Here is a 16,838-nt window from a genome sequence, read left to right on the forward strand (position 1 = left end):
CTAACCAAAGGAAGCGGAGCTTCTTTTGGTCGCCTTGCTTTTCCTGCCCTTTGGTTGTAAAAGACTGACTATACAAAAGCCTACAAGTAATGTTATTTTAATGCACAGTACTAAGCATATAACGAAAGAGGTGACAAATATAATGAAAATCAGAGCAGCAAATGGTTCATATTCCCCATCGAACTTTTATATGCATATCGAATCCAACGAACAAATTGAGGAGTGTGTTCGGAATAACGAACAAACATTTGTTCATGAATATATACATTTTTTACAGGATCTAATCCTCCCATATTCCATACGAAACACACTAACCTCAAAAAGACGATTTCTTAGTGTCCTCCTTCATGCAAATAAAGTAAAAAAAATTATACGACCATTTTCTGAGTGGGATGACGATACCCAACTGACTGACAGACAATTCTCTTCAACATGGGGATGCGACGATTTCATCGATGAAAATGTTAAAATCAAATCTTTGAAGAATGAATTTTTCACAATTGATACTGGTGCTAGGGTTTTTAAATATATCTTAGTCTTAGAAAACAACTCGGAATACCATGTTGGGGCAAGAGATTTCCTTGAATATATTGCACATAAAATTGAAACTAAGCACTGGGAAACTTCTCATCCTCACTTTCCATATATGACTGTTGATTCGCTATTTGATTTTTTAGGCTTTGATTATGTTGCTGATGAAGTTAGAGTATGTTTCGTTGAATATTGTCTATATAATGACAACCCATTAAATATGTTTTTCAATATTATTGAAGAATTAAAAATCAATAATATGATTTCTGTTCTTGATACTTTCGATTCATGTAGTCACTACCTCATTAATCGCCCATGGGAAGCAAAGGGAGGCTTTAATGAAACTATATTTACCAAGACTCAGAGAAGACTATTTGATTTCAAAGAATCATTATCATTAACTTATTCTGGAAACAATTTCCCCAACATCCAAAGATGGATACAACTTGTTATTGATTTTGCAAAAACCGAATTATCTAATAAATTTATATTTGCCGAACTTTTCAGGTTAAATGGTGATGATTTTTTCATAAAAATAAACGGTTTCATTCAAGAAATAGGTATCCCCCTTGTTATGAATAATAATGGGGAATGTATTTCCTTACTTCCAGAAGACTTTAACCAGAATGAATTTATGCAACTTCTAACAGTTCTCGCCCTTATGATTTATGTCTCAGGCAGTGACAGAAATTGCGCACTGATAGATTTATGTAGAGTTTCAAATCCTAATGTCACTAATAGTCTCTGCACAACAAACCCTATATTAAGAGCTCATGATGATGAGTTGTGTCCTTTTGGACTACTCATAAAGAACTATGGTCTACATAAAATTGATTGGGAATATCATTCTTAATACATATTTATAAGTATTATATTAAATATTGCTCCTGCAAATATTGACTTATTTCAGGAGCATGTATAATAGTTAAAGACATCAACATTAAAAAAGGAGTTTATATGGAAATAAACCCATCAATGCCTCGCATTTCAAAAAGCATCGCACCTTTAATAAAGCAATCTTCAAATCTGCAAGAATTAATACCGCAAACTCTCAGAACTCATTGTGTCAGCGTTCGTCTGAATAACGCAGAACTTCAACAACTCAATACGAAACGCGGTTCTACGAGTAAAGGCGAATGGTTACGTATGGCTTTGTTACAGAAGCTGCCAACAATTGTGCCTCCTGTAAACATCGATACATGGAAAACTTTGGGTGAGATCAATCAGAAGTTAAACCGTATTGCTCTCCATATCGACAGTAAGAGTAAAGATAGCCAGCTTACTCACACCGAGCTTTTCGCTGTGAAGCGACAACTGAAAGAGCTTCGTCACAGCTTGTTAAGAACAGATTTTTGGAGTACCGCTCGTGAAGGGTATGCGGAAGATCAAGAGGGGTAAGAGCTTCGCAGGTGTTGTTCAATATGCATTGAAGCTGGGAGCACACCACAAAAGTGATCCAGTCGTCATTGGCGGGAACATGTTAGGTGATTCAGCCCTTGAACTGGTCGCTGAATTCGACAGCACCAAGCATCTTCGCCAGGATGTCGCAAAACCCGTTTGGCACAACTCTCTACGATTGCCTGACGGAGAAGCATTATCGAATGACCAATGGGTAAACATAGCTGACGGCTACATGAAGATGATGGGGTTCAGTGATACCCATCTCCGTTGCTATGTCTTACATGACGACGAAGGTCAGCACATACACATTATCGCAAGCAGAATCGACATGGCCGGTGGAAAGCTTTACTTAGGTAGGAATGAAAACCTCATCAGCACCCGGATTATCAGTGAACTTGAAATCGCTCATAACCTGACAATTACCAAGACAGCTTCTGCGATTACACCAAGGCAACCGAAGCGAAAAAGAATCTCTCGCAACGAACAAATGCTATCGGCCCGGACTGGTGTTCCCTCCCCTAAGGAAGCTCTCCAACAGATACTTGATAAAAGTTTGGCAGATACACCTGATCTTTTAACTTTCATAAAACGACTGGAAGAAGCCGAAGTCGGCTGGACGGCTAACATTGCTTCTACCGGTAAGATGAACGGCTTCTCATTCTCTTACCGCGATATAGCTTTCAAAGCTTCGCAGTTAGGCAAGGGTTACTCTTGGGCAAATCTTCAAAAGCAACTTAGCTACAACCCTGACCACTTAGAAGCGATACGAACCAACACACCAACAAAAGACCATCCCGCTGCTCCTGCTCCTGCTCCTGCTCCTGCTCCTGCTCCTGCTCCTGCTCCTGCTCCTGCTCCTGCTCCTGCTCCTGCTCCTGCTCCTGCTCCTGCTCCTGCTCCTGCTCCTGCTCCTGCTCCTGCTAAAGATGTTGCAGCAACCGATATACCAAGGGAAAGCATAAGTGAAAAAATTGCCGAACTGGAACTACGGCTCAGAGAAGACAAACGACACGAAATCGTACAAAAAATTCTTCAAAAGAATGCAGTCAAACAGCAAAAGCATCTCAGGCTCAGTAGCTGGTTTCCCTTTTTACAACGGCTCATAGAGCTTCTCCGAAGCTACGGTAAGAGCATTCTTCATAAGACTCCCACAAACATCTCAGAAATCTATTCAACACATCATCTTAAACCTGTAAGAAAAATTCGTTTATAGACAGCCATTTACAAATAGCTTCCGTAACTACACTCTATCCCCTAGTAATCAATTTGCATTTAGTCAATAAAATATTGATCGTTAATACAGATCGATAACTCAGTTATGATAGCTACAAACTATCAAGTGGCAATCATCGATCGGTACAAGTGATTTTACTTTAGCCAGCCAGCCATCGAAAATCCCTGAAAAGAGCCTGATAATTTTTAAACAATTTGCAGTCTCAGGAACCTGTTTTATAAACGGAGTTTGTATGAATAACGAAACAATAAAGTGTCCATTTTGCTTCAAAGAGAGTCCTTTTGGAGTTCGTATCTGTACAGGGTGTCATTCATCTATTGCATATGGAGCCATTTCAGCTTGGTTAGCTGTACTGATAGGAATTGTGCTGTTAGCAATTGCTTTCTTCATATTTGCTATTAGTCAAAATTTTATATTAACCGTCGTAATCTATTTTGCATTAGCAATTTCTTTAAGATTGTATTTACGCAAGAAATTTGCACACAGAGCAGTTTTCACACACCAACATTAATTTAGTATAAAAGGGATTAAACATGAAAGCATATGCTATGCTTACAATCATTCTTTCTACTTTCCTATTAACCGCATGTAATAGCGAACCCAGTCAAGATGATATCTACAATGCATTTAAGAGTGTTGTAGATAAAACAAATGCCAGTATGAAAGATTTTGATTCAAGAGTGTCAGAAAAAGACCTTTTAAAAATCGATTATGTTAAAAAAGTTAGCTGTTCCGAAGAAGCCAATAATGTTTACAACTGTATAGTAGATGCTTCTATTAGCAATATGAAACAAACAAAACCAGTTAAATTGGTGAAATCTGATGGTGTCTGGAAAGAGATACAACAATAAAAATTAAAAACTATCTGTTTTTAAAGCCCCTACCGTTAGGGGCTTTTTATTGTCTACAATCTAACACGATTAACACAAACGATCTCATGAATTATTTCTTTCTCTATGGCTCTCATTTCATATTGAGCTTTAAATGTTGCGTAGATCTCTTCCGCTCTTTCTTGATTGCTATCTATGTAGTTAACAAGAGAGTTTAGTTCACGAAGAACAGCTTCTTTATTGTATAACTGTCGCAACAGATTACTTGTAAGGGATTTATACACAGAACTAAACATCGTCATGATGTTGTCTATGTTTCTATTAGAACGTGTATATAACTGCCTGGGGTAGAAATACTTTAAGTGATAGCCAACGAACACCAAGTAGAGTTGATTAGAGAAACTTTTATCTCCGGGCTGGTATCGTTTCGAGATATACTTATCTACGATGACAACAAGCTGTTCTTCAAGTGTCGTTACTGAATTAAAATTGTTTTTGTCCATAAATTGCATCCTTGCAAAGTTTTTGTCTTCCTGACTGCATATACAAATACCATATTAATACCACCTGTCAATAGGTAAAACCTTTCAATTGGTTATTTTCTTCCTCTATGCGTTATTTCTTCTTCGAGAATTGAGACAAGTATATTATGCCGGTAAGCATTCTCATGCATTTTCTTTATCATTAACAATAAATTATTATTCTCATGTTTTAATGCATTATTTTCATTTTCGAGCCTTTCAATTCTACTTGCAGCAAGACTTAAACTTCCTGGCAATTTTCTGTTTTGAGGTTTTACAGAACCAGCCCTCTTTCTTGTTTTGTATGCTACGACAATCTCAGTATGTTGACTCAGTGCTTGTCTGGTTGGAACTTTACCTAATATTTTTTTACAAGCCAAACATACAGCATCCCATGTAAAATTTGGCCTTTCCCAGTTTTCAATAATTTTAACAATAGATTTTATTTCTTTATCATAAAACTTCTTTGCCATTTTGCTTCTCCTTTTTGATTATATTTTCTAACATTAATCTAAATGTTTTTATTTTTTCAGATATTTTTTCTTGCCCTGAAAAGTCTAAATCTAAAATCTTCTTTTCAAGTTCTTTAAATTTACTTTCAAGATTTATTCTAAAATCAGAATCAATACTTTTTTTCTGATTCGAGATTGAACTGCCTTTATTAACATGAGTATTCAAAACCTTTCTTGATAGTTCAGTTAATTCATCGTGAGACATATGATCATACACAACATTATCCTTAACATTTCTTCTCCCTGACCAGTGAGCTATTTGCACCTGAGACAATGCACTCCGTTGAGCCATAGTGTTAAGCAAATGCCTTATTTGATGACTGTGAAAACGGAGATTGGCACTATCAATGTTAGAGTTGGCATGTCTTCTGAATATATTATTAACATTGCGAATGCTAAAATCAGATCTGAAATCATTGGAAATGGCATTCAGTGAAGTGAAAATGTCAGTTCCTTTTATTGAATTTAGTTGATCTTTATTTATTGCTAATAAATTTCTATGTGTAATGCGGTTGTCTCGTTCGCTCGTAGCTTTCAATTCAGATTTTTTCCGCAACAGATAAACCCAGAATGCTTTGATGCTAATAACACCACTTTCAACACTTGACAGGAATATTTTATTCTCCTTTGAAATATCTTCTTTATTTATAACAAAACCAAGCTTATTGAGATCCTTAATTGTCAAAATTTCAAATGCACTTTTATTTAACCAACTATACAGATAGTCCTCCCCACTCTGTAAGAGATTAGATACAACCCTTGCATTATTAGTAAGTTTTCGTAATCGCACGATAGCTTCCTTTGCTATCGGAACCATTGATTCTGGTATCCATTTTGTGTTATACCCATAACCTTTTAATGAATAAAATCGCAGCCCATATCTGGGTATGCCCTTCATATCTTTGACTACAACTTCGCAATCATCTTCTAAAAGCATAATTTCAGTTATTCTTGATGGAGCACATAAGAGCAAGGCAAAAATTGAAGATATAAAGATATCTCTTGTGTTGATAGGTTCTGAAGTAAAAATTCCCCCTACAAAATCTATAACCCTTTCGTCTGGTAGTTTTATTTGCTCTTGTTCTGATAACGAGTCGATTGAGCCTATTTGTTTACTTTTATTTATCTCATTTCTTTTAAATGGATAAGACCAGCGAACGATCCATGGAGGTAACATATTCCTTTTTGACATAAATGAACAAAATGATATTAAGTCAGAGTAAATTCTATAAACAGTTGACTCTGCAAAATTTTCATATGCAATAATTATGGCTTCATCTAAAATTTTATGATTTATATCATAAATATTAGCCTCTTTATTCACTCGTAAAAGAGCGACTTCTAATACTCTCAGTAATCTTATGTTCCTTAGAGCCTTAGGCAAATCATAAAAAAAATTATTCCATATATAAGCTTTGGCAAATTCTATAATATTTTTATTCATAAGCCTCTTTTTTTCATTACTCTTATTAGCTTTTATTTCACTATAAAAAGTTATCCCCCTCCCCCAACTTGGATTTTCCCATTTGAAATCTTTATTGTTAGAATTTTTTTTATTTTCAGAAATAAATTTATAAACGTTATCTTCATAATTATTATTCATTTATCACCTCGTAATTTATCAAGTCATTGAAGAGACTATCAATGCCATCTTTTATTAGTAAGTTTATTGCACTATCAAAAGATATCGATTCACATTCAGATGCAAAAAAGTACTTATCTATAAGATCTTTTAAAACAACCAACTCTCTTTCTGCCGAGTTTTTTTCTGTAAATTTTTTTGCTATTGGTTTTATAAACTCATTCATTGCTTCATTAATTTTTCTGCTGTTTTCAGCAGTGTTGTGTACATAACTCATTACAGAACTGGTTGAGCTATGATCAAGAATATTAGCTATCAATGATGGGCTATAACCCATCTGGGCTGCTTTTGTCCCTAATGTGTATCTAAATCTTCTTGAGTTAATCTCTCCAAAATCAATTTGGAGTTTCCCGATTGAACGATTTATTGTTCTTCTGATTTTTGTAGTTACCTGATATGAAGACAGTTTTAACTCTCCATTTTCAATCATGTCCAAACTTACTGTGTTGTTTTTGAAATGATATGTATTCAAAAAAATAGGGAGCTTGTTTTTTTGTTTTTCATTTAATTTAGTATTTAGTGTTTCACTTACAATAGATTTCACTGCATTAATGAGATAAGTTAGGTTTTCAAAAAGGTTTTGGGGGATTTGTACTTTACTAAACTGCTTTCTATAAGCTCCTCTTTGTTTAACTTTTGGAATATTGATATAAAAAACCCCATCGAGTTTGAAAAGATCCCCTGTCTCAAGTTGAGCAATCTGCATCGGTCTCCGACCTGTATATATCAAAAGGAGCAGCATAAGATAGTTAGATAAACTAATCCTCTCAACCTGATAAGCTCTTGCTGTTAACTCTAATATCTTTTTTATTTGAGTATCATTAAATGGACCTTTTTGATAATTATGTGTTTTTAAATACTTTCCTGATAATTTTTTGCTAATTTCAATTTCAGTAATAAATTCAACAGAGTTAGAAGATAACAACGAGGGGAAAAGAGTATGCATTTTCAAAAGTAAATATTTCATAGATTCAGTATGGGTATAGTCTAATGGGCTAACCTTGCCAAAATAAAATCTTATATTGTTAAATGCAAATAGACTCTCCACATTATCTGATAATTTTAGAAAATGCTTCATGGCATAAAACATTTTCTTTGTATAGCTTGCACTATAATTCATAGCAAAATAAGCCAAGGTCGTTTTAACATGTATAAAATTCTCACCCATAATTTTCAGAGAATCTAAATTCAACATTATACTTTCATTAATCTTCCACTTCGGGTTTGAAAATGTTATTTTGAAACCACCGTATTTAGTTTCAAAAACCGAATATTGATTTTCTTGTAGATTTCTGATAATTGGTAACATTCATAGACTCCTCATTCAAATGTTTTATTGGATTAATGATCGCCATTATTTTTTGACTTTCTTGAATTATAAATCTTCTATTATAAATATCTGAAGTATCACTTTCATTTTTCCAGCCCATTAGATAATTTCTTACCTTCTCATAAAATGCATAATTATCAGGATTGCAGTTTAAGATCATCATTTCTGAAAATTTAACATTCCATGTGTGCCGCAATGCATGACCTACGAGATTTCTTAACTCATTACTGTTTTTCCTTATTTGCTCAAAAATTTTTTGATAACCTGAAATGGTCAATGGATACCCTAAATTACCATTAGAACTATGGGTAACGAGTAGATAGTCATGCTCAACTGCTTTAGATTGCTTTCTCCTAAAAGTGCTAATGTATTCATGTACCAATTCAGTTAATTCAAAGCTTAAAGGGATTTGCCTTTCTAAAGTCTTGACAAGAGGCTGTCGCAGCCTTGGCTCATCTTTATTGTCAGGCCTTCTTACTATGCATAAATTTTTCTTCTTATAATTAAAATCAGCTATCTTCAGATTGAGTAATTCTCCTCCTCTCATACCAGTTTCAAGTAGAATCTTAATTATAAGATTATTGCGAAACCGTACATGTGGAGCATAAGGATTCGTCGCTGATTCTATACCCACTATGTTAAGCAAAGTATTTTCCTGGTCTTTACTTAATGCTTTTTCTTCGTTTTCAATGTTGTAGTTCTTCGCGTTTTCAATTCTTGGCTTTATAAAATCAAATGCTCTACAGATCGATTCATAGTTATTAGACTCATTGAAAGTTATTTTATCTATAAACCATTTAATATAATTCTCTATAGTTACTATCTTAAAGTATAAAGATTTTTCTGTGATATGCCTTTTCTTATTTACATCAATAACATTCCCTTGGCTCTTTTTGTATGACAGGTAATTCATTAAATCGTACAGATAACCATTCTCAGAGACAAGAACTTCCCAGTTTAAATGTAAAGAATTAAACAAAGATACCTTTTTTTCTGTATTGTATCTTTCAAACAATAGCAAAGAATTTGCTATTGACTCCATTGTTGAAAATGAATAGTTCTTTATGCGAAATACTACACTCATATATAGATTTGGATAAACCAATGGGATACCTGTATCAGCATTCACTATCATGCAGTTACGAACTCCATTTCCATCTTTTACTCTTTTTATTTTGTAATTCATAGCCTCTCCTATTTACAATTAATAATAAGTGAAACTAAATAAAGCATAATGATTATGCAATTTACAAATTTATTTTACATAAGTCTGAATCAATCTCTTTTGTATCAGTATATGTGAGAGAAATGCTCTAATATCCCTCTTGAGGGATATTAGACTCCACTCTTTCCACTTTAAATACATAAGTAATTAATTAAAAAGAATTTGTACTCAATATGTAAATTGAATTGTAAATGGCAGATTTGCTTTTTTAGTTTTATATGCAAATACAGATTAAATTTTGCTTTTACATAAAGTAGTTTCTTTATGTTAAGAAACTTTTATTCTGCTTCCTTCGATTGCTGATTGAATCCATTCTTCTATCTCATTTTCAACAAAAGCCACTGCCCGTAAACCAATTTTTATAGGAGTAGGAAAACGCTTTTCGCTGATAAGTCTATAAATCCATGCTTTGCTGAATCCAGTACGTTTTTGCACTTCTGGCAGACGGATAAGACGGGTTGTTTGATTATTCATTATAAGTTCCTCATGCTTCGTCGTTTCGATGGAGTCACTATACAAACGGTTGTTGAGAAAAAGGAGAGAGATTCCAGAGTCGAAAATTATTGATGTTCGTATCCACTGAAACAGAGGAAATTCAGGCACCATGAATCTCCTCCTTTTTTTGACATGAGGACACTCTTGGCTATAACCCTATGTTTTACATATGATATTTATAATGTAACATTATAAAAAAAGGCACCATCACTGATGCCTTTTGCGGTATCTTAATCTAATCTACAAGTTTTATTACGTCAGATACTTTCACATCTTTTAGATGGCTATTCTTGTTCATGAAAAAATGCAATTGCCTGATAAAATCAATAGTAGAAGCTTTTAGAGCGAGAGGTCTGTCAGTATCTTTGATTTGCTGTGGCAACCTCATTTCAGTTTCTTCGTCTTCATCGGTGTAGAGCAGTCTTGATAATCTGTCATCGGAAATACGAACCTTTTTTATCTTTGCCCATATGAGAATGTCCAGCATAGGTATGATCCGATAATTGATTAGTTTCTTGATGGTACCATAACCAAAACGAACAGATTCAAGCGGGTTTTCTTCTATTCCTTTAAACTTTCGCCACTGGGGAAGTGCAGATTTGAGAGACTCTGCGATTTCTTCATCTGTACCACTTGCCAGGTCAATTTCGAACATGACCGTTCGTGTGAATTCATCAGGCATACTCTCAGAGACAGGCTTTTCTTCAAACTCCTTATTTACTACATATCCGTAATCACCATCCCAGTAGAACATACCTCTTTTCATGGAGAGAATGCTCAAACGGGCAATTTCATCTGTAGTAGTCAGCAAGAAGTGTGGAGGTTGAAAAAGATTGTCCTTCTGAGTCATGTAACCCAACCTTTCTTCTTCAATCAAGAAAGGGTTACCGCTGAAAATTTTTTCGAAATATTCCATTGCAGCTTGGTTTTCATAATCCCTGCGATATGATTTGAAAAAGATAGTTCTGGCCCACAACTCATGATAGAACCTTATCAAGGTTAGCTCTTCAAAACCCCAGTAAGTCTCAATGTTAAACCAGCACTTGATGTCCTTCGTATGTTCTGGTGTCCAATTTTTCAAATTTCATTCTCCTACCTTTGCCTTATGCGGGAACTTCCTGCGGATAGAATCGAACTATTGAGAAAAGTTACCGCATTCACCCAAACATGAAAAGCGCAACGGACCTTAACTATGAGTTCAGTTACTGACAGGGAGTTGAACAGAAGATTTTTTATCTTTTTGATACAATCTGCTCATCGCGAGGACTCATACTAATAGCATTAAGATTTATGGTTCCTTTTTAGAACCATACGTAAAATTAATAGTTAAAAGAACCATATAAATCAATTTAATAAATGGTTAATTACAGGGACGCCAGCCCAAAATTCTCCATCAGTGATTACCAGAGTCATCCGATGAAGTCCTAAGAGCCCGCACGGCGCAAGCCCTGCGGGCTTTTTTGCACCCTCAATTTGTCTCTCGAAATCTGATGCCAAATAATTAAACCCGAACCTTTTAGGCACCTCATAAAGCTTTATTGTTTTTGAGGTGCCTAAAACTATGGAAACCCGGCAATCGCAAGACAAACCAAACCTTTAGCCGTTAAAGAAATCGAATCAGCCAACTCCAAAGAAGCGGACTACGTTATCTATGATAGTGATGCTGTAAGTATCCCATCCAGGCAGGTTACGTTTTTTAGATAGCTGACCTTACTCTTGACACCTGAATCTGGCTTTATCATGGATTGTACTAACTAAACTACGACAGCCAATCTGGTATTTAGATCGCTGGTACTTTTACTCCGGCCGTGTAAGCGACCGGAGTACAGATTTAAACCCTGTCAGAATACGCTTTCAGCATCGCAAGAACCGCCCAACGAGCCGCATCATCTGCGATATTCTCAGGCAGAGCATCAGCTCGCAGATTGATATAAGCGTCAACAGCCATTCTGATGGCCATGCTGACGGAGTCACGATCGTGCGTTGCCAACGTGGAAGTCAGCAGGCCATCAGGGTCAATGCCGTGGAATTCAATGCGGCGAACCCCACGTTGCGGAAGATTGGCACGACGGTACAGCATTGGCCCCAGCACCTGCTCGCGGAAGAATGACAGCATACCAATCGCTTCAAAGAGTTCGCCCCTTCCCAACTTAACCACTGCATAATGCAGCCAGATCCAGGCTCGGGACTCAAACCACTCCGGCGTCATATCAGGCCAGTGAGCACTAAATTTTGCCAGTTGTCGCTGCAGAGCAGTGTTATCACGGGTAAATAACACTGCTGGCTCCTCAACGCGTTGAGTGAGCATTTCCAGAGTGACGAATTTCAGATCGACATGAAGTAGTTCTGGGCCATACAGGCATATTAGCAGGCGAGGCTCTCCGACATGTTCCCCGGTAAAAGCATGGAGCAGATGGCCTAATGTTCCGGCAAGCTCCCTACGCTGCGTCATGATTTCGTCATAGTGGAGAGTGTCTACGACAACGACAAAATCGAGATCGGAGTATTTATCAAACCCGCCATGAACAATCGAGCCGCCAGCGAGAAGGGAGTGAATTCGCGAATCAGACTGAAATTTAAGTTTGAGTTGCTCTGCAAAACTTCTGTGTAAATCGGGTAATGTACTCAGCATACTTTTTCCTGTTCACAAAAAATACAAAGCATTTCAGAATATCGAGTTGTTTATATTCAGGCCAGATATTTTTGCAGGAACAGTAATATCCCTGGAGAGATAACGCCCTTTTGGCTGATCCCACAATCACCACAGCGGTTATCGGCGGAGGTCGCTACTATGCTCAGATTCAGCTTATGACATCAGCCGATAGTGCGACTGCACCAGACCCGAAGGGAAGCTGCGGCTGGATAATAGCGTCAAATCGATATCATTGGTCAGTACTCCGAACAGCGGTTTTCCCGAACCGAGCAGGACAGGAACGATGGTGACAACGATATCGGCAACCAAACCTTCGCGCAGGAACGACTGTATTAACTGCCCGCCATCGATATATACCCTGTGCACGTTTTTCTCCTTGAGGTGAGCAAGAGCCTCTCTCGGCGTGAAGCATGAAAACTGCACCTTACCCTTCAGCGCTTCGGGCACTGGAGTATCAGTTAGCTGCCGGGAAAGTACCAGCACGGGTCGGTCATAAGGCCATTCGTCAAAAGTCAGCACCTTCTCATAGCTGCCTCGCCCCATAATGATCCAATCTTTGTCTGCGATAAATGCGGCATAGCCATGATCTTCTGTCGGGTCATCGCGCTTCAACAGCCAGTCGATATCGCCATCCTGTCGAGCGATATAACCATCAAGACTGACCGCGATGAAAACATGTGTGGTGACCATCAAGAGCTCCGTATTCAGGTTGCATATATCTCGTTGAGTTTAGCAATGTCAGCACCAGGCACGAAGCGAGCAAGTTACCTAAGCTGAAGGTCCTCTGTGAGCGAGTAGCGGACATTGCTAATAGCCTTCTGTGTGAATTATCAGGGAGCAGGTCACAACGAATGGGTTCTTCTGAAATGTTTCGCATGTTATAAATCTGCATAGCATCACGTTAAGGCTGTTACTCCACTTGTTCACACCAACCCTAACTCCACAGGCTGATTCATAAATTAGTAATCTGCGTGTTTCACACTTTTCAAAAATGCTTTCATATTTTCATTAGGTTGCTCAATTTCGAAGTTACTTCCATATCGCTCTTGTAATTTTGGCCATAATTTTCTTAATAACCCTCCCCTGCGATAAAATGGATGTATCCAAACGGTAGATAGGTACGGCGAATTTGCATTTGAATTGTTTATTGTGACTAGGCCAACTAAACATTGTCGATTACCGCTATTATCAATTGATGGTATTTCGTCGATGAATGGATACGCGATTACATTAATCCAACCGTGATAGGTTGTATCCCATGACATTCCGTCATGGCATTCCTTTGACTGATAGCGGCGTAAAGCTACACACGCGAGTTTCTGCCAATCTGGAGATTTAATTGTGATCTCTTCATCATATGACGCGCCTACTGGAGCGGGTATTGGTCTGATTAATCTAGCTTGGCATTCATCATAGAACTTCATGTCTGCCTCAGAAATGTTGTCTACGTTGGTTTTCTCCATATTGGCGCCATTCAAAAATAGCTCTGATAGTAGTGTATCTACGCTGTACTCTTTATTGATTATTGTCGGCTTAGAATTTTTCTTATTAAGGCCGCGAGTAACGGTTTTTTGATCAATGTTAACAACATGGAATAATCCGTCGGGGAGGCTAGCGAACCACGATGGAGTATCTGACCAGAATAGTATGCATTTTGTACTTCTTAAGAGTTTAATTAAGTTAATACAGGCTTCTTCACTAGTCCTCCCATTAATGTTAAGTATGCTAGGATTAAAGTAGTCTTTCTCAATGTCGGGGAATGCAGCTTCGCAAAATTCCTGTACATAATCTAGTACCTGGCACCTACAGAGGTCATCATAGCTGGTAACAACTAAGGGGGTATCCTCATTATTATTAAGATTATCAATCATGCAATCTATAGCGAGACTTACTGCTTTGCATATGGTTTCAGTTGAATCTAACGACTCTAAGAAATTTGTCTTTCGTGTGCGAATATCCATGTATGACCTGCGCTATTAAAAATCATGAATGAACGGTTTGTCATCTGGTTGTAACATAGATAACTTCACCCCCTTAAACTAGCGTACCATGTGTCAGCAATGTCCGCACCTGGCACTATGCAGACGGCTAGCAGGATCACTTAAGACGTTATAAGCAAAGAGAGAATATAGTTTTCATCTCTACTGTTTATAGTGACGCTGACTGGATGCAGGATATCGCAGGAGAGATGCTTCGGGGCGTATTGGACGTCGCACCAGTTCCCCTCCGCAGTTCGGGCACAGGCCACTAAGTCGTTGGGTCACGCAATCAATACAAAATGTGCATTCAAATGAACAGATGAATGCCTCTTTTGATTCAGGGGGCAGATCTTTATCACAGCATTCGCAATTAGGACGGAGTTCAAGCATGGTTCTCTCTTATTGTTAAAGGGGCATCATTAGATATACCAAAAGCCAACTATCCCTATCTCCTTCTAACGATAGATGACGTCATTGTTTTTCACATATATTAGATAAGGATGGTCTACAGGCGGGAAAAATCAAGAGAGTGAATTACCCGACAGAAACGCTCACTACTTTAAACGAACGACAAGCATGCAACTTCCCCTTCGCGAAAAAAAAAACAAAATCCCCAAAAAACTCAACCACCTACCCCACCAATTACAAGGACGCTAGCCCAAAATTCTCCATCGGTGATTATTAGAGTCATCCGATGAAGTCCTGAGAGCCCGCACGGCGCAAGCCTTGCGGGCTTTTTTGTGCCCTCAATTTGTCCCGCGAAGTCCGAAGAGAACTAATTAAATCCGAACCTTTTAGGCACCTCATAAAGCTTTATTGTTTTTGAGGTGCCTAAAACTATGGAAACCCGGCAAAAGTGGACTGAACACCCCCCGGTAGACGATCCTGCCAGTCTTATACTAAGAATAAAACCCAGCACCATATATAAAACTCATAAAAATATTTTCTAACAACTTAAAGTGAATCAATCGCTATAGTTTTAAATATAGAAAGACACTATGTAAAAAATTTACTGACACCTCACTCGATCATATTAAACATAGTTTTAATATAAGCCAAAATTATAGGTTCCGCCGACAAAACCCACCCATAAAAAAACCAAAAGCCAAGAAACAAAAAATTACTTGTAGAGATTCATTTGCGAATCACGATAATGTTTTTTACTATCGCCAGATAGATATCAGGGGGCACTATGAATAATGGATTATATATTGTAATGTCGCCAGTTCAGTTGGCGGCAGTAATGTCTGATAAAACAGTAACAGAAGCGGAGACACTACAAAACAGATTGCTAGGTGGGCTCGATGTAGCAATGAGTACTGTTGAATTAGCCGGAGCTACGATTTTATGCGCGGCTCCTGACCCAACTATGTTGACCAAAGCGGCCTGTGTCGTCGTTGGCGCCCATGGACTCGATAGCCTTCAGCATCAATTGACCAAATCATCACAGGCCGTGATACCCGTACAGCGGCTTACCAGTTAGCTGTTGAAACTGCGCGTCAGTTCGGCGCCGACGAAAAGACAGCAATGAGCATTGGCCTGACCGTAGATATTGCTGCCCCGGCTGCATTTGGCCTCGCTTTAGGCGCTGCTCGTGTTGCTTATGTCCGCGCAGGAAATTTTAGAATCATAGAGCATGAAGCCGTACGCCCAGTAAAAATTGGCGGTCACACGCTATCCAAACACGTATCGATTTCAGAAAAAGAGTTACTGGAACGTCTGGCGCGAAGCCCTCAGATGAGGTCTGTATCATCATTTTATTCTGTACAACATGCGGAAAAGGCTATCAGTAGCGCATTAAAAGCCAATAAACTCAAAGTAGTATATTGGGCAAATTCAGGCGCAGGTTCTCGTCCACTTGAATTGACCTATAAAACCGGTAGTGCAATTGGATACGGGTTCCGGCAAGGACTAAATGTCAAAGAAACCAGTTATACTGTCCGTGTAGTGTTACTGAAACAAGTTTATCAGGGGAAACCGTACTATGTTCTCACGTCTTACCCGTATATGGGATAAAAACCCGGGCCGTAAGTACCCTGCCATACAGGATATGCTCACTATTTATTTTAGTAACGAGCACGATGATTTTGGCAATTCAATTAATGAGATTATCGGCAGCTATCGTGACTACAGTATCTCATCAATTGAAAATGCTAAATTAGAAATTTCCTCTTTATTAGAAATCGAAGATGAGGAAGTGCTTACCTCCATTATGGAGAAAATTGCGAATGACAGGTTCCATCCCGAACCGTGGGGTGAAACATGGCGTAGCTTCCTGGAGAAAACTCTTTTTTTATTAAAACATTAGTATCAAAAATATCTTATTCAGTAAGTTCTAATCCACATTAAGAAGATCGTTTACTGTTAATATGAATACGCAGGTAACCATAGCAAACCTGCGCCGCGGCAATCTCTCTTACCGGAAAGAGCACAACAATAAAACGGACACTCCCTCACGGAAGTGTCCGTTTTGTCTTTCAAACGT

The 16,838-nt window shown here is 37.9% G+C and carries 19 protein-coding genes and 1 pseudogene; 9 read left to right on the forward strand and 11 right to left on the reverse strand.

What is annotated here, in order from left to right; all coding sequences use genetic code 11:
* Positions 1-142 precede the first annotated feature (142 nt).
* From ACSEMK_RS05165 to ACSEMK_RS05185, 5 genes are all read left to right on the forward strand, one after another.
* Positions 143-1,384: a hypothetical protein gene (locus ACSEMK_RS05165; RefSeq protein ID WP_435336323.1), complete on the forward strand. Its 1,242-nt coding sequence runs from the start codon at positions 143-145 to the stop codon at positions 1,382-1,384.
* A gap of 104 nt (positions 1,385-1,488) precedes the next feature.
* Positions 1,489-1,929 (forward strand): hypothetical protein, encoded by a 441-nt coding sequence (locus ACSEMK_RS05170; RefSeq protein ID WP_144290822.1) that lies wholly within the window; start codon positions 1,489-1,491, stop codon positions 1,927-1,929.
* A complete protein-coding gene (locus ACSEMK_RS05175; RefSeq protein WP_435336324.1) occupies positions 1,898-3,145 on the forward strand; it encodes a relaxase/mobilization nuclease domain-containing protein in 1,248 nt (415 codons plus the stop codon). The genes ACSEMK_RS05170 and ACSEMK_RS05175 overlap by 32 nt, the downstream gene beginning before the upstream one ends.
* Positions 3,146-3,398: 253 nt before the next feature.
* Positions 3,399-3,677, forward strand: a complete 279-nt coding sequence (locus ACSEMK_RS05180; RefSeq protein ID WP_430914594.1) for a hypothetical protein — start codon at positions 3,399-3,401, stop codon at positions 3,675-3,677.
* A 22-nt stretch (positions 3,678-3,699) separates the two neighbouring features.
* A complete protein-coding gene (locus ACSEMK_RS05185) occupies positions 3,700-4,017 on the forward strand; it encodes a cell wall-binding protein (RefSeq protein ID WP_134710084.1) in 318 nt (105 codons plus the stop codon).
* A 53-nt stretch (positions 4,018-4,070) separates the two neighbouring features.
* On the opposite strand, the gene ACSEMK_RS05190 is transcribed toward ACSEMK_RS05185, so the two are convergent.
* The 7 genes from ACSEMK_RS05190 to ACSEMK_RS05220 all read right to left on the reverse strand — a co-directional run bounded on the left by ACSEMK_RS05190 (position 4,071) and on the right by ACSEMK_RS05220 (position 10,802).
* A complete protein-coding gene (locus ACSEMK_RS05190; protein ID WP_071055692.1) occupies positions 4,071-4,499 on the reverse strand; it encodes a hypothetical protein in 429 nt (142 codons plus the stop codon).
* Between the two features lie 92 nt (positions 4,500-4,591).
* Positions 4,592-4,990: a hypothetical protein gene (locus tag ACSEMK_RS05195; protein WP_059327691.1), complete on the reverse strand. Its 399-nt coding sequence runs from the start codon at positions 4,988-4,990 to the stop codon at positions 4,592-4,594.
* The gene (locus ACSEMK_RS05200) at positions 4,971-6,632 is read right to left on the reverse strand and encodes a hypothetical protein (protein WP_430914595.1); all 1,662 of its coding nucleotides are present in this window, start codon (positions 6,630-6,632) and stop codon (positions 4,971-4,973) included. Before ACSEMK_RS05200 ends, ACSEMK_RS05195 begins: the two co-directional genes overlap by 20 nt.
* Complete coding sequence (locus tag ACSEMK_RS05205; RefSeq protein WP_059327689.1) at positions 6,625-7,980, reverse strand: tyrosine-type recombinase/integrase; 1,356 nt, start codon at positions 7,978-7,980, stop codon at positions 6,625-6,627. Before ACSEMK_RS05205 ends, ACSEMK_RS05200 begins: the two co-directional genes overlap by 8 nt.
* A complete protein-coding gene (locus ACSEMK_RS05210; protein ID WP_430914596.1) occupies positions 7,931-9,187 on the reverse strand; it encodes a tyrosine-type recombinase/integrase in 1,257 nt (418 codons plus the stop codon). The genes ACSEMK_RS05205 and ACSEMK_RS05210 overlap by 50 nt, the downstream gene beginning before the upstream one ends.
* Positions 9,188-9,493: 306 nt before the next feature.
* The gene (locus ACSEMK_RS05215) at positions 9,494-9,700 is read right to left on the reverse strand and encodes a helix-turn-helix transcriptional regulator (protein WP_048295858.1); all 207 of its coding nucleotides are present in this window, start codon (positions 9,698-9,700) and stop codon (positions 9,494-9,496) included.
* A 256-nt stretch (positions 9,701-9,956) separates the two neighbouring features.
* On the reverse strand, positions 9,957-10,802 hold the full coding sequence (locus ACSEMK_RS05220; RefSeq protein ID WP_048295361.1) for a DUF6387 family protein: 846 nt from the start codon (positions 10,800-10,802) through the stop codon (positions 9,957-9,959).
* A 494-nt stretch (positions 10,803-11,296) separates the two neighbouring features.
* Between ACSEMK_RS05220 and ACSEMK_RS05225 the strand changes: the two are divergent.
* Positions 11,297-11,395, forward strand: a pseudogene (locus ACSEMK_RS05225) (integrase arm-type DNA-binding domain-containing protein); the annotation flags it as partial.
* 157 nt (positions 11,396-11,552) lie between these two features.
* Here the strand turns inward: ACSEMK_RS05225 and ACSEMK_RS05230 are convergent.
* The 4 genes from ACSEMK_RS05230 to ACSEMK_RS05245 all read right to left on the reverse strand — a co-directional run bounded on the left by ACSEMK_RS05230 (position 11,553) and on the right by ACSEMK_RS05245 (position 14,743).
* Positions 11,553-12,353, reverse strand: a complete 801-nt coding sequence (locus ACSEMK_RS05230; protein WP_042893193.1) for a nucleotidyltransferase domain-containing protein — start codon at positions 12,351-12,353, stop codon at positions 11,553-11,555.
* A 174-nt stretch (positions 12,354-12,527) separates the two neighbouring features.
* On the reverse strand, positions 12,528-13,064 hold the full coding sequence (locus ACSEMK_RS05235) for a dihydrofolate reductase family protein (RefSeq protein WP_430914597.1): 537 nt from the start codon (positions 13,062-13,064) through the stop codon (positions 12,528-12,530).
* A 269-nt stretch (positions 13,065-13,333) separates the two neighbouring features.
* A complete protein-coding gene (locus tag ACSEMK_RS05240) occupies positions 13,334-14,335 on the reverse strand; it encodes a hypothetical protein (RefSeq protein WP_430914598.1) in 1,002 nt (333 codons plus the stop codon).
* A gap of 180 nt (positions 14,336-14,515) precedes the next feature.
* Positions 14,516-14,743, reverse strand: a complete 228-nt coding sequence (locus ACSEMK_RS05245) for a DUF1272 domain-containing protein (RefSeq protein WP_072001133.1) — start codon at positions 14,741-14,743, stop codon at positions 14,516-14,518.
* Between the two features lie 802 nt (positions 14,744-15,545).
* On the opposite strand from ACSEMK_RS05245, the gene ACSEMK_RS05250 reads away from it, so the two are divergent.
* Genes ACSEMK_RS05250 through ACSEMK_RS05260 form a run of 3 tightly spaced genes read left to right on the forward strand, consistent with a single transcriptional unit; the run spans position 15,546 to position 16,661 of the window.
* The gene (locus tag ACSEMK_RS05250) at positions 15,546-15,836 is read left to right on the forward strand and encodes a hypothetical protein (protein WP_430914599.1); all 291 of its coding nucleotides are present in this window, start codon (positions 15,546-15,548) and stop codon (positions 15,834-15,836) included.
* 44 nt (positions 15,837-15,880) lie between these two features.
* Positions 15,881-16,369, forward strand: a complete 489-nt coding sequence (locus ACSEMK_RS05255; RefSeq protein ID WP_430914600.1) for an RNase A-like domain-containing protein — start codon at positions 15,881-15,883, stop codon at positions 16,367-16,369.
* Positions 16,338-16,661 (forward strand): contact-dependent growth inhibition system immunity protein, encoded by a 324-nt coding sequence (locus ACSEMK_RS05260; protein WP_430914601.1) that lies wholly within the window; start codon positions 16,338-16,340, stop codon positions 16,659-16,661. The genes ACSEMK_RS05255 and ACSEMK_RS05260 overlap by 32 nt, the downstream gene beginning before the upstream one ends.
* Positions 16,662-16,838: the final 177 nt, after the last annotated feature.

The organism is Klebsiella sp. K-3, assembly GCF_051207495.1.
GTDB lineage: Bacteria > Pseudomonadota > Gammaproteobacteria > Enterobacterales > Enterobacteriaceae > Klebsiella > Klebsiella aerogenes.